Consider the following 12,090-nt stretch of genomic DNA (forward strand, 5'->3'; position numbering starts at 1 on the left):
ACCCCGCCTCCGGCGGGCCGGGTCGCGCCTTGCCGTGCGGTGCAGGGCCGGGTCACGCCTTGCCGTGCGGGCCGGGCCAGGCCTTGCCGTGCGGTGCAGGGCCGGGCCAGGCCTTGCCGTGCGGCGCAGGGCCGGGTCACGCCTTGCCGTGCGGGTGGGGGAGAGCAGTCCCGGCCGCCTACGAACTTGATGGCGTGAATGGGTCACGGCACGCGGAGGTCGGTAAGGGCGGACGCAGGGCGAGCCGGAGCGGACGAGCCCGCACGCCGGGCCCAGCTCGACTTCCCGGCCCCGCTTCGTGCGTCGCTCGCCTTCCGGGCCTCACGCACGAGCTCCCCGTGGTGAGTCATTCATGCCATCAAGTTCGTAGGCGCCCCGAACACATGAGCCGCGCCCGCGTCGGGCCTACCGAGTGGCCGATCGGCCGGCCGGGCGGGCGATCGGGCGATCAGGTTGGGCGATCGGGCGATCAGGCGGGCGATTGGGGCGACCGAAGGATCGGGCGGGCAGCCCGCCGGTCCGCCGGTCCGCCGGTCCGCCGGTCCGCCGGTCCGCCGGTCCGCCGGTCCGCCGGTCCGCCAGGCGGCCCCGCGCGGCGTCGCGCGGGGTCCGGGCATGACGACCGGCGAGGCGTCAGCAGGCGGAGCCGGGTCGGTCGCGGGCCAGGAAGTCGAACCGGGGCCCCAGCGCCTCGGCCGCCGGCTGACGGTAGTAGTCGTCGCGGGACAGGAACTCCACCGGCAGCGAGCCGGGCAGCGTCACCACGCCCGGCGTCGGGCCGGGGGAGGCGGCGACCCGGGTGGCGAGCGCGTCCCGCTCCCGCGGGGACAGGTCAACCAGATCGGGGTGGGCCAGCCGGAACCCGGCCACCGCGCGGCGTACCTGCCGGGCCAGCGCGGTGACCAGGGGGACCGGGCCGGTGAGCGCCAGCGCCGGCTGCCGGATGGTGCGCAGCGCGTCGCAGACCACCCGCAGCTCCGCCGTGTCGCCGTTGGTTTCGACCAGCTCCAGCCGGGACGGCCACTGCCAGCGGATCTGACCGCTGACCAGGCGGGACAGCCGGACCGGGCGCCGGTGCCGGGCGCCGGTCGGGCTGTCCCGCCCGGGGACCAGGGACAGCTCGGAGCCGGTGCAGAGGTACACCAGCCGCCGGTCGGTCACGGTGACCGACGCCTCGTCGGGCAGCGCCCAGCAGCGGACGTCCTCGGTGGGGCCGAGCAGGTGACCGGTGACCGGCAGCCGGTGCTGGGCGAGCAGCCGCTCACCGGGATCGAGCACCAGCGCGTAGCGCCGGTCGAGCAGGGGGCGGGTCGGGTCGTCGTCGGTGTCGAACCGGTGTGGCCCGATGAAGAAGGGTGTGGCGTCCTCCGGCACGGTACGACCTCCCGGTGACGGTTGGCGGTACCGGTGAGCCTGACCGATTCCGGGGCCGGCTGTCATGACGCCCGTTAGGGGGTCGGCCGGTCGGCCGACGCCTGCGACCGGTAGATGCCGATCTCTTCCGGTCGGACGAGGCCGTCCTCGATCGCGCGGGCGAGCAGGGCCGCCTTGGTGGCCGCCGGACGCCCGGCCCGGGTGTACTTGATCCGGGCCCGGTCCACGTACTGCTTCACGGTGTGCTCGCTGATCTGCATCCGGCGGGCCACCGACGCCTTCGACATCGACTGGAACCACAGCAGCAGTGCCTCACGTTCCTTGTCGGAGAGCGACGGCCGGTCCGGGCGGGCATCGGCGACCATCGCGCCGGCCAGCGCCGGCGGCACGTACGGGCGGTCGCTCGCCGCCGCCAGCACGGTGGCCACGCAGTGTTCCCGCCCCTCGTGCTTGGCCAGGAACGCGACCGCGCCCGCGTCCAGCGCGGCCAGCATGGTCTGCGGGTCGGTGTGCTCCGAGTAGACCACCACGCGTCGCCCGGCGGCGCTCAGCTCGGCCAGCTTGTCGAGCACCATCCGCCCGTGCAGCCGCAGGTCGAGCAGCACCACCTCGGCCTGCGGCGCGGCCCGTAGCACCGTGTCGGGGTCGTCACCGGTCGCCAGCACCCGCAGCCGTGGCTCGGTGGACAGCCAGGCGCGTACGCCGTCGATCACCACGGGATGGTCGTCGACGATCGCCACCCCGACCGGCTGCCCGGCGTTCACGCCTGCCGCCAGCGGGTCTGCGTCCATCTGATCTCCCCGTCCCGTTCGTGCAGGTGCTCCACCGACCGGTCCCCGTCGGGGGTCGGCACCGGGTCGTCCGGACCGTCGTGGTCCGGTGTCACCAGGCTGACCACCACCTCGTCCGGGCCGGCGACCACCGTCAGCCGCGCCCAGCCACGGGCACCGGTCAACGCCGCCGTGAGCGGGTCGGCCAGGGCCCGACGCACGTCGACCGGCAGTTCCGGCGGCGCGCCGACCGCCACCAGCTCGATCGGCAGACCGTTCCGCTCGGCCAGGTCGGCGGCGGCCCGCAACTCGTGCAGCAGCGGGTCGGGCACGTCGTCGGACTCGGCGATCAGCCGGCGCAGCCGGGCCGCGGCCAGCGCCGCGCGGCGGCGTACCGCCGGGTCGGCCGGGTCGGCGTCGCCGGTCGCCAGCGCCGCGAGCACCTCCTCGGCGGTGCCGCTGACCAGGGCGAGCCGGGCCTGCCGCTCGCCCCGAGCCCGTTCGGCCGCCTCCCGCTCGGCGGCCACCGCCGACGCCGCCGCGGCGGTGCCGGCCCGGTCCCGGGCCAGCGCGGTGAGCGCCGCCGCGCCGGCGAAGACCGCCACCGGAAGTGTGGAGGTGCCGTAGACGTACATCGCGTAGCGGCTCAGGTCGGCCGGCGTGGTCGCGTCGTGCAGCGCCACCGCCACCAGCGCGATCGTCGCGTGCGCGGCGAGCAGCGCCAGCAGCCAGCGCACCGGCCGCTGCCAGAGCACCAGCAGGAGGAACCAGGCCAGCCCGCCCCACACCCAGTTGGCGGTGGTGAACAGGAACCGCTCGCCGACTGCCGCGAAGACCGCCGCGTCGACCACCAGCAGCACCGCGGTCAGCCGCCGGGCCGGGGGCAGTCCGCCACCGAGCAGGCTTACGCCGGTGGCGACGCCGACCAGCGCGGTCACCAGCCAGCCGGCCGCCACCACCGCCGGGGCGGCCATGCCGGACCCCGCCTCCAGCACCGCCGGCAGGCCGATCGCCAGGTGCCAGGCAAACGCGATGCCGACCGCCACGAGCCGGGCGCCCCGGTCCGACGCGTCCGCCACGGCGTGCGCATGGGGCGGCGCCCCGGCCGTCCCGCCGCGTGCCACGTGCCAGGGCCGGGGTGCCGGGCCGGTTCCCGTGGTCGGACCGGTGAGCGCCGCCGGGCCGGTGTGCACCGACGGCACGCTCGTCAGCGCCGTACCCGAATCAGTCGCCATCGGACCACTCCAGCCGCACCCGGGTGCCGGCGCCAGGGGCGGTAGTCACCACCGCCCGGCCGTCCACGGTGGCCATCCGCCCGTGGATCGACTCGCGCAGCCCGTACCGGTGGGCGGGGACCGTGGCCGGGTCGAAGCCGGGACCGTCGTCGACCACCTCGACCACCACGGCGCCGCCCGGGTGGGCCAGGCGCAGCGTGGTGGCCGCGCCCGGCGCGTGCCGGGCCACGTTGGCCAGCGCGGCGGCGGCGCTGTCGGCGAGCGCCGCGGCGACCTCCGCCGGCACCCGGCACGGCGGCAGCGTCGCGGTCACCGCCAGCTCCGGCAGCCCGGCCAGCACCGTGCGCAGCCGCTCGTCGAGGTCCGCCTCGCCGGCCGCCGTCGCGGTCCGCGCCCCGGCCAGGGCGCTGAGGGTACGCAGGTCCGCCGCGCACCGCTCGCGCAGCGCCACGGAACTGCCTCCGACCGCGCCCAACCCGACCATGGTCAGCGTGCCGAGGACGGTGTCGTGCAGGTCCCGGTTGTGCCGCCGCTCCGCCTCGCGGGCGGCGCGCGCCACCACCGCCTCGCGGGACAGCCGCTGGTAGCCGGCGAACGCGACGTCGGCCCGGCCGAGCCAGCCGCGCATCACCGCCGTCATCACCGCCGCGCAGCCGGTCTGCACCAGCAGCGTGCCGGTGTGCGCGCGTGCCTCGACCGGGTTCCCGGCCAGCGTGGCGCCGGTCGCGTAGGCGGCGGTGACCAGCAGGCCGGCCGGCACCGACCAGCGGGCCGGCGCGGTGGCCTGCGCGTTGATCACGGTGGTGCTGGCCAGCACCGCGACCCAGCTCGCCTCGCCGGGCAGCACCTCCGGTGCGACCAGCCACGGCACGGCCAGCGCGGTGGCGGTGGTCAGCGCCACGTCGCCGGCGGCCAACGCGCCACCGACGCCGTGCCGGAACGCGCGGACCGCGTACCAGCCGGACCACGCGGTGAGCGCGACGACGGCCGGGACCAGCAGTGCCACCCGCACCGGTGGCGTCCGCACCGACAGGGCGACCGCCGCGCCGACCAGGCCGCAGGTGAGCCGGAGCAGCGCCGGCAGCGTGGTGAAGATGAGCGTGAACGCGCCGCCGGCCGGACAGTCCAATGGGGACCGTGGGAGGGTCGTGGCGGCAGCCACCGGCATCGGAGAGGTGTCCTTCCGGCAGCGACCCGACCGGGTCCGCGCGGGATAGATTGACGCCGGAGAATAACACGCTTTGTCGGAACCGGTCACCCTCGGTGTGCGGCGCGTCGCCGGTGAACGGCAAAGCGGAGCTGAACCGTCCGGTTTTCGGGTCAGTCGTGCCGGCGCAGCCACTCCAGGGCCGACCCGGCGTGCCGGAGCACGGAGATGTGCCCGTCCTCGCGGAAACGGCGCAGCTCGGCCGACGGGCAGCGGCCGGCCAGCCACTCGGCGTGCGCCACCGGCGCGATGCCGTCGCGGTCGCCGTGCAGCAGCAGCACCGGCGGCGCGACGTCGGCCGGATCGAAGCCCCACGGCCGCACGTACGCCAGATCGTCGTCGATCAGCCCGCCCGGGCCGGACGCGACCGCCGGGCCGACCACGCTGTCGAACCAGGACCACTCGGCGCGCAGCGCGGCCAGGTCGGTGTCGGTGAACCCGAAATCGTACGACTCGTCGGCGGCCTCGTGCGCCTCCTTGGCGGCCCGTCCCGCGGCGGCGGCACGCAGCGACGCCGCCCCGGACGGCGCCATGCCGGCGAACCAGTCCAGCCCGGCCGCGCCGTACGGCGCCAGCCCGGCGCCGACCACCACCGCGACCACCCGCTCCGGCAGCAGCGCGGCGCAGGCCAGGGCGTGCGGGCCGCCACCGGAGTGACCCATCACCGCGAACCGGTCCAGGCCCAACGCGTCGGCCACCACGGTCACGTCGGCCGCCGCCGACGCGACGTCGCGATCCGGCAGCGGCGTGGAGCCGCCGTAACCGGGACGGTCGTGCGACACCCAACGCAGACCGAGGCGGTCGGCGGCGGCGAACAGCGGGGCCGGCGGGGTGCCGACGTTCGGCGTGCCGTGGTGCCAGAACACGGGCAGGCGGCCCGCCCCGCCGGTGTCGTAGACGTGCAGGGCGCGGCCGTCGGGCAGGCGGAGATCCGTCTCGGTCACCATGGGCGGACCCTAGCGTCGACCGCCGACACTCCCACCCGCGCGGATGCGGATGTGGTGAACTTCCCGGATGGCCCCACCGCCGGCATCTCTTCCGTCCGACGTCGAGGCGCGACTCGCCCGCGAGCGGAACGTCTGGCTGTGCACGCTGCGTCCGGACGGCTCCCCGCACGTGACGCCGGTCTGGTTCGTCCACGCCGACGGCGTCTGGTGGGTCGGTTGCGAGGCCGGCAGCGTCAAGGCCCGCAACGTGGCGGCGGACCCACGCGTCTCCCTGGCCCTGGAGAACGGCGACGCCCCGGTCGTCGCGGAGGGCGACGCCCGGTCGCACCACGGCGTCTTCCCACCCGCCGTCGTCCGAGCGTTCGCCGACAAGTACGCGGGCTGGGACATCCGGAAACCGGTCACGCCGGACGGGGCACGGGTCCTGCTGGAGATCCCGGTCCGGCGGTGGCTGCTCGCCGGCACCGCACGCTAGCGCCTCGGACCTGCGGGCATCTCATGTGCGCGCCGGTCGTGGTAGACCGGTACGAGAGTCCGGACGGGGAGGACGACCGTGGAACAGCGTGCCTTCTGGCTCGACGAGAACTTCGATCGGGAGCGCGGTGCCGACGGGCGCGGTCGCTTCGAGAACGAGGTGCTCCGGCGTAGCGATGAATTCGCCGCCACGTGGGGTGACATCGCGCCGGTCGCCTTCGCCGCGACGGCCTGGCGGCTCGCCACCGGGCTGACACCCGGCTACGTCCGCTGGCACCGGCGGATCGTGTCGGCGACCTGCGCGCCGAGCCCGTGGGACGGCAGCCTGATCGGTGCCGTGTCGGTGGTCTCCCGGTGGCCGGCCGAACTCACCTGGACCCGGCAGTGGCAACGCGACCGGGGATGGCGGGACTGGCCGCAGGTGTTCGGCCAGTACACGACGCCGACCGACCAGGACCTGACGCGCAGCCCGCACCTGCGCGCCATGGTGCAGGTGGATGCGCCGATCCCGCTCGGGGACCTGCCGCCCGCTCCCGACGGCCCGGAGGATTCCGTGGCGTCCGCGGCCCGGCGGGCGGTCGTCGTGCTGACGCGGGAACTCAACGAACTGCTCGGCCCGGTGATCGGTCAACTGGAGGCCGGCGTGCCGGCGAAGGGTGCCTGACCCGTCCTGAAACGGGGCCGGCCGTCGGTCAGTCCGGCCTGGGGGCGAAGGGATTGCGGCGGGGTTGCCGCAGCTCACGGTCCGCCGCGCAGAGGTGGCTCCAGGCGGCGCCCGCCACCGAGGCCAGATCCGGCAGCGCGCTGCCCCACCTCGGCACGCGGTCGCCGACCTGGTCGAGATAGCGCTGGTAGACCACCATCTCGCGGTACCGTCGGTCGTGCCGCCAGAGCGCGTACGGCTGCTCGCGCAGCCACCCGCAGGCCGCATCGCCCTCGGCGATCAGATCCGCGGTCGGCGGCAGCGTTCGAAGCGGCTCGTCGCTCTGCCGGTCGCCGTACTGCCGGAGGCGGGCCAGGTAACCGTCCTCGTCCCGAGGATGGGTGACATGGACGCCGAGGACGGTGAGCGGTACGGCGAGCACGCCGGCCACCGCGAGTCCCAGCACCGTACGCAGGTGCCTGCGTGTGCGGCTCCGCATGCGGCGATGATAGGTCGAGACGATCGCGCCCGCGGACCCCGAGGATCCTGTATGTCGACCGAACCGGAGCCGGGCCTGGCGCCCGAGCACGTGGGACCCCGTCATACCTTGGACGAGCCGATCATGATGACGGTCGACGGGCAGGAGTTTCGGGTCAGAAGGCGGGTCGGGCGGCCCGCCGCCTACGACTTCGACTGGTTGAGTGGGCCGCACGACTACGGCTTCACCAGCTCCGGACCGGCGATGACCCGGGCGGAGATGGAGGCGGCCATCCGCGCCTTCCTCCGGGACATCGACCCGGTCACCGGCTACCTGCGGGAGTAGCGGTCGCACTCTCGGGATCACGACTCCCAGGCGACGTAGGTGCCTCGATGCGGAACGGTGACGACCAGGCCACGCTCGCGTAGTAGTGCCACCGCTTGCCGAGCTGTTCCCCGGGCGATGCCGTACGTCTGCTGGATCTGAGACTCGCTCGGGATCGGCTTCCGAGGTTCCAGCTTCCCCGCTTCGATCTGCTTCGCGATCAAATCCGCCACCTGGACGTACAGCGGCGTGGGGGAGAACGGATCGACGCTCATGACGTCACCTTCCCTGTACGTCTCTAGACGACTTGCTCCCGCTACGTCTATGGACGTACAGGACGTACAGGTCTACCTTCGGGGTGGGAGTCCAAACCTCCGGAGGTAGCCGTGGGGCGGTACGTCAAGGAAGACGATGAGCCACCCTTCGACATCCAGATCGCCTGGTACACGCTCGATCACCATCGTGCGCGGGGCAGGTGTGGCAGGTGTCGCGAAGGGTGGTGCCCGGTCGTCGTGGTGGCTGTCGCCCGCATCCGCGCGTGGCGGAAGGCCAAGAGGGCGTGAGCGGCTTCAAGGCAGGCGACCTGCTGCACGTCACGCGAGCGGCAGGCCCTCAGTTCGTGCGGCCGTTCGACTTCCGCCTCATCCGTGCCCTGGACTGGACGACCTTCGACGGCTGGATCTGGCTGGACGGCTACCAGCTCGACGAGCGAGGCGACGCCGTCGCCCGGCGGTCGATCTTCGTGATGCAGGGTGGCTTGAGGCCCGGCTGGATGCGCACCTTTAATCCGGCCGGGGATAACCCGGCCGGATGTCCAAAGGAATGATTAGTCGCGCACCCGTACGACGCAGTACGTGGTGTCGGGAGTCGCCGGTACGGACAACCGCGCGTTGACCGCGTACAGGCTTGAGCCGAAGGAAACCACAGCCGACGGCTCGTCGAGGTCGCAGTCACGGATCACGTCGACCGGCGTGGCCCGGGTGAGCTGCTCGTTGAGACGGAACTTGGCGATCACGTTGTTCCGGTTGCGCACCACGTACAGCGTGCGCCCCCGGAGCAGGAGGCCGTCGCCGTTGGCGACCGACACGCCGCCCGTGCTGATCCGGGCGGCCATGCCCGCGCGGGGGTCGAAGCAGTAGAGCCGGCCGGTCCTGGCCTGCACCACGATGAGCTTGCCCGCCGAGGCGGCGACGATGCCGGTGTTGCAGGCGTCGGGGTCACCGAGCCCGGCCGGCAACGGCAGCGCGCGTACGCCCGACTGTCCGGGCAGCGACCCGTGGCGGCCGAACTCGACGCAGTAGACCTTGGCTTTCTCCGAGTCGGTGAAGAACACGGCCTTGTCCGTGGCGGCAACGCCGTCGATGAACCCACCGCCGAAGTCGTACGTCGCCAGGCATTCGCCTGTCGACTCACGGTAGACGGCCGCGCCGCCCATCTTGCCGCAGGCCGCCCAGATCCGGCCCCGTTCGACGGCCAGCCCCGTCGCCTGGGTGCCGGCCACCGGCGGCACGAGCAGCATCCCGTGACCGGTGCGCAGATCGGCGCACCAGATACAACCGTCGGCCATGGAGCTGACGTAGATCTTCGTGCCGGTGCCGCGGGCGATGCCCTCCGGGCAGAACCCGTTCGGCAGGTTGATCACCGAGGGATATCGGCCGTTCCCGGGGTGGGCTGATGCCGGAGCCGCGCCGATGGCGACCCCGACGGGCGCGGCAACGGCCGCGGCCAAGAGCGTTCGTCTGTGCACTGTCGTGCTCCTTCGCTAGGCGACTGAACACATATATGGATACCTGTGGATCAAATGCCGGAGCCACCTCACCATTGCGGGACGAGTGGCTGCACGGAACGCGTGTGGCGAACCTGCTGATCGCCGCCGCCGGCGGAGCTGCTGGCAAGGTGGGCCACATCGGGCGGGGGCGGCAGCCGGGCTGCGGGACTCGCACCACGGACAGCTCCACGCGGCTCGATCGGAGCGAGAAGGAGCGGTGCGCCCGGCAGGATTCGAACCTGCGGCCTTGGGATTAGAAGTCCCCTGCTCTATCCGCTGAGCTACGGGCGCGCGTCGACGATCGTCGCGCCAAGAGGGTACCGCCGGCCCTGGCCCGGCCGGGGGTACGGGTCTGCGCGTCCACGTCGCCGCCCAGCGTGCCATGCCGGTGCCCAGCCCGGCATCCCCGTTCCGGCGGGTCCCGGCCCGGCGACCGCACCTCGATCCGTACCCTCGGCGGATGCTGCTCGACCAGGACACCGAAAACGAGATCATCTTCGCGCTGTGCCAGCACCTCGGACGGGCCATCCTGCCCGTCTCCGGGGCGACAGGACCCGGGGCTCCGGCCGGCACGGTCGGTACCGCGTTCTTCTACAGCGAGCTGGTCGGCGCCACCGCCGACGGGGAGATCGCGCACGAGTGGCTGCTCACCGCCGACGCGCTCACCGACCGGGCGTACGGGGAGATCGGGCTGCGGCCCAGCGTCACCGATCCGGCCGAGGGCGCGGACGAGCCGATCGAGCTGACCGGCTTCGCCGACCACTGGCTGCACCTGCCGGAGCTGGGGTTGGCCGCGATGCCCACCGGTGGGCTGCACGGCTACGCCGACGACCGGGGCTGGCGCTGGCGTACCCAGCAGGTGACCGAGGCGGTCGCCGCGCCGGCCGACGCGGTGGCCCGGATCGGCGCGACGCCCGGGTCGGCGTTCGTGCTGGCCCTGGGCGTCGCCGACGACGGGTCACGCCCGTTGGAGGCGGTGGCCGAGCGGGTCGCCCGGCACGGCGACGCGGTGCGGGTGACCAGCGAACTGCCCGCCGGGTACGTGGGCGCGCCCGTCTTCGCGGTCGAGGCCGGGCCGGACGGCGGGCCGGTGCCGCGCTGCCTGGGTGTGCTGCTGCCGGCCCACGACGGCGGGCATCCGGTCGCCACGTTCGACCGGATCCGGTCCGCGCTCGTCGAGGTCGTCGACGGCTGACCGGTTCGGCGGGGCCGCGCCGAGCCGGCGACGGGAGGGTCGGGTCGGTCGCCGGTTCAGCCCTCGGCGGTGGCGTCGGCCGGCTCGTCGGCCGGCCGGCGCGGGGCCGGCGGCGCGGCCTCCGGCTCGGTCGGGCCCACCCGGAGGAAGCCCTCTGCCCACCGCCCGACCTCCGCGAAGACCTTTTCGCGTACGGCGGGACTGGAGAGCGTGAGGTCGTGCAGCCCGCCGTCGAAGCGGGCCAGGGTGACGTGCCGGCCGAGCCGGGGCGCCCACCGCACCATGTGCTCCACGTCGAGCACCGCGTCGGCACCGGTGGCGCTGTCGTGCCACTTGGTGCCCCGGAAGGTGCGGGTGGAGCAGGCCAGCAGCACCGGCACCGGGATGCCCAGCCCGGCCCGGAGCCGGCGCTGGCCGGTGCGGATCGCGTTGAGCCAGCCGGCCCGGACCGGGAACCCGGCGAGCGGCTTCCACTCCAGGTCGTAGCGCCACTCGCCGCGGTGGTCGGCGTGCAGGCTCTCGCCGTACACGGTGCCGAGCCCGAACGGCAGGATGCGCTGCGGCGCCCGACGGCCCAGGCGGGAGACGGCGGCGGCGAGGGGTCGACGGACCAGCCAGGGGGCGTTGATGTCGAAGAAGGGACTGTTCAGCACGATGCCGTCGACTAGGCCGGCGTCGCGGCGGGCGTCCGCCCAGAGCGAGATGATCAGGCCGCCGGTCGAGTGGCCCATGGCGAGGAGCGTCTCGTGCCCCTCCTCGGCGCGGATGATCTCCGCGGCGGCGTCCAGCTCGGGGAAGTAGTCGCTCAGGTCGCGGCAGAAGTTCGGCGTCTGGTGCGGCAGCAGGCTGCGGCCGTATTTTCGCAGGTCGAGGGCGTAGAAGTCCCAGCCGCGCTCGGCGAAGAAGTCGGCCACGTGGGTCTGGAAGAAGTAGTCGACGAAGCCGTGCACGTAGAGCACGGCGCGGCCGGTCGGGCGGTCGGCCCGCCGGCGGACCAGGGTCGCGACCACCGGTCCCTCGTCGTCGGTGCCCAACTCGATGGTGCGCCGCTCGTAGGGTGCTCCCAGCACGTCCGGTTCCACGACCGCGACGGTACGCCGCCGAGCTACCCGGCGGTAGGGGTGCGAGGCGGGCCCCTTCTTGACGCATTCGGTAGAGGAAGGGCCCCCGCTTAACAGCTCTGTTAAGCGGGGGCCCTTCCTTGCACCAGGGCGCGCGCGGCGGCGGGGTGCGGGCGGCACAGCGGAACTCAGGCGGTCTCGGCGTCCTCGCGCTCGGCGTCCTCGTGCTCGCCGACCTGGAGCGGGACGGCCGCGGGCTGCTCCGTCGGGCGCAGGTGCTTGTTGCTGCGCGGCTCCTGCCGGGTCTTCGCGTCGTTGAGCTTGCGGCGCAGGTCGTCCCGGACGTCGTTGAGCGCGGCGTGCAGGTCCTCCTCGGTCGAGGTGGTCACGATCTTCTGCCGGCCGGCGACCCAGCACTCCAGGGTCACCTTCTGGCCCCGGGCCTCGCGGTCCTTGACCGACACCTCCAGCTCGGTGGCATCGGCGTGGAAGCTGGCGAGCCGGGCGTCCAGCGTCCCGAACTGCTCGGCGATCCAGTTGCGGTCGCCCTGGGAGAACCCGGCGCCGACGCGCAGGCACTCGGCCACGGTCGCGGGGTTCGCCACGGCGCTCAT

At 74.0% G+C, this 12,090-nt stretch carries 15 protein-coding genes and 1 tRNA gene; 5 read left to right on the top strand and 11 right to left on the bottom strand.

The features are described 5' to 3' along the window. Positions 1 to 633: 633 nt before the first annotated feature. The 5 genes from VKK44_RS04020 to VKK44_RS04040 all read right to left on the bottom strand — a co-directional run bounded on the left by VKK44_RS04020 (position 634) and on the right by VKK44_RS04040 (position 5,533). Positions 634 to 1,374 (bottom strand): hypothetical protein, encoded by a 741-nt coding sequence (locus VKK44_RS04020; RefSeq protein WP_343445492.1) that lies wholly within the window; start codon positions 1,372 to 1,374, stop codon positions 634 to 636. 74 nt (positions 1,375 to 1,448) lie between these two features. Continuing rightward, positions 1,449 to 2,165 carry a response regulator transcription factor gene (locus VKK44_RS04025; protein WP_343445493.1) on the bottom strand — a complete coding sequence of 239 codons (717 nt, stop codon included), beginning with the start codon at positions 2,163 to 2,165 and terminating at the stop codon, positions 1,449 to 1,451. Beyond that, positions 2,135 to 3,379: a hypothetical protein gene (locus tag VKK44_RS04030; RefSeq protein WP_343445494.1), complete on the bottom strand. Its 1,245-nt coding sequence runs from the start codon at positions 3,377 to 3,379 to the stop codon at positions 2,135 to 2,137. The genes VKK44_RS04025 and VKK44_RS04030 overlap by 31 nt, the downstream gene beginning before the upstream one ends. Further along, positions 3,369 to 4,547: a sensor histidine kinase gene (locus tag VKK44_RS04035; RefSeq protein ID WP_343445495.1), complete on the bottom strand. Its 1,179-nt coding sequence runs from the start codon at positions 4,545 to 4,547 to the stop codon at positions 3,369 to 3,371. The genes VKK44_RS04030 and VKK44_RS04035 overlap by 11 nt, the downstream gene beginning before the upstream one ends. 152 nt (positions 4,548 to 4,699) lie before the next feature. Then, positions 4,700 to 5,533 (bottom strand): alpha/beta fold hydrolase, encoded by an 834-nt coding sequence (locus VKK44_RS04040; RefSeq protein WP_343445496.1) that lies wholly within the window; start codon positions 5,531 to 5,533, stop codon positions 4,700 to 4,702. A gap of 67 nt (positions 5,534 to 5,600) precedes the next feature. Here VKK44_RS04040 and VKK44_RS04045 point away from each other — a divergent pair, with 67 nt between their 5' ends. Together VKK44_RS04045 and VKK44_RS04050 are read left to right on the top strand one after the other, a co-directional pair. Then, positions 5,601 to 6,008, top strand: a complete 408-nt coding sequence (locus VKK44_RS04045; RefSeq protein ID WP_343445497.1) for a pyridoxamine 5'-phosphate oxidase family protein — start codon at positions 5,601 to 5,603, stop codon at positions 6,006 to 6,008. A 78-nt stretch (positions 6,009 to 6,086) separates the two neighbouring features. Continuing rightward, complete coding sequence (locus tag VKK44_RS04050) at positions 6,087 to 6,671, top strand: hypothetical protein (RefSeq protein WP_343445498.1); 585 nt, start codon at positions 6,087 to 6,089, stop codon at positions 6,669 to 6,671. Between the two features lie 28 nt (positions 6,672 to 6,699). Here the strand turns inward: VKK44_RS04050 and VKK44_RS04055 are convergent, their stop codons facing one another. Then, positions 6,700 to 7,149 (bottom strand): hypothetical protein, encoded by a 450-nt coding sequence (locus VKK44_RS04055; protein WP_343445499.1) that lies wholly within the window; start codon positions 7,147 to 7,149, stop codon positions 6,700 to 6,702. Positions 7,150 to 7,200: 51 nt separating this feature from the next. Between VKK44_RS04055 and VKK44_RS04060 the strand changes: the two genes are divergently transcribed. Then, positions 7,201 to 7,473: a hypothetical protein gene (locus VKK44_RS04060; protein WP_343445500.1), complete on the top strand. Its 273-nt coding sequence runs from the start codon at positions 7,201 to 7,203 to the stop codon at positions 7,471 to 7,473. A gap of 17 nt (positions 7,474 to 7,490) precedes the next feature. Here VKK44_RS04060 and VKK44_RS04065 read toward each other — a convergent pair whose 3' ends face one another. Beyond that, positions 7,491 to 7,727 (bottom strand): winged helix-turn-helix domain-containing protein, encoded by a 237-nt coding sequence (locus tag VKK44_RS04065; protein WP_343445501.1) that lies wholly within the window; start codon positions 7,725 to 7,727, stop codon positions 7,491 to 7,493. A 284-nt stretch (positions 7,728 to 8,011) separates the two neighbouring features. On the opposite strand from VKK44_RS04065, the gene VKK44_RS04070 reads away from it, so the two are divergent. After that, positions 8,012 to 8,278 (top strand): hypothetical protein, encoded by a 267-nt coding sequence (locus VKK44_RS04070; RefSeq protein ID WP_343445502.1) that lies wholly within the window; start codon positions 8,012 to 8,014, stop codon positions 8,276 to 8,278. On the opposite strand, the gene VKK44_RS04075 is transcribed toward VKK44_RS04070, so the two are convergent. Both VKK44_RS04075 and VKK44_RS04080 read right to left on the bottom strand, forming a co-directional pair. Then, a complete protein-coding gene (locus tag VKK44_RS04075; protein WP_343445503.1) occupies positions 8,279 to 9,094 on the bottom strand; it encodes a superoxide dismutase in 816 nt (271 codons plus the stop codon). A gap of 344 nt (positions 9,095 to 9,438) precedes the next feature. After that, positions 9,439 to 9,511: transfer RNA gene (locus VKK44_RS04080), tRNA-Arg, on the bottom strand. A 169-nt stretch (positions 9,512 to 9,680) separates the two neighbouring features. Between VKK44_RS04080 and VKK44_RS04085 the strand changes: the two genes are divergently transcribed. Continuing rightward, a complete protein-coding gene (locus VKK44_RS04085) occupies positions 9,681 to 10,415 on the top strand; it encodes a hypothetical protein (protein WP_343445504.1) in 735 nt (244 codons plus the stop codon). A 56-nt stretch (positions 10,416 to 10,471) separates the two neighbouring features. Here VKK44_RS04085 and VKK44_RS04090 read toward each other — a convergent pair whose 3' ends face one another. Together VKK44_RS04090 and VKK44_RS04095 are read right to left on the bottom strand one after the other, a co-directional pair. Next, positions 10,472 to 11,497: an alpha/beta hydrolase gene (locus VKK44_RS04090; protein ID WP_343445505.1), complete on the bottom strand. Its 1,026-nt coding sequence runs from the start codon at positions 11,495 to 11,497 to the stop codon at positions 10,472 to 10,474. A 167-nt stretch (positions 11,498 to 11,664) separates the two neighbouring features. Next, positions 11,665 to 12,090, bottom strand: a complete 426-nt coding sequence (locus VKK44_RS04095; protein ID WP_343445506.1) for an HPF/RaiA family ribosome-associated protein — start codon at positions 12,088 to 12,090, stop codon at positions 11,665 to 11,667.

The organism is Micromonospora sp. DSM 45708, assembly GCF_039566955.1.
Classification (GTDB): Bacteria; Actinomycetota; Actinomycetes; order Mycobacteriales; family Micromonosporaceae; genus Micromonospora.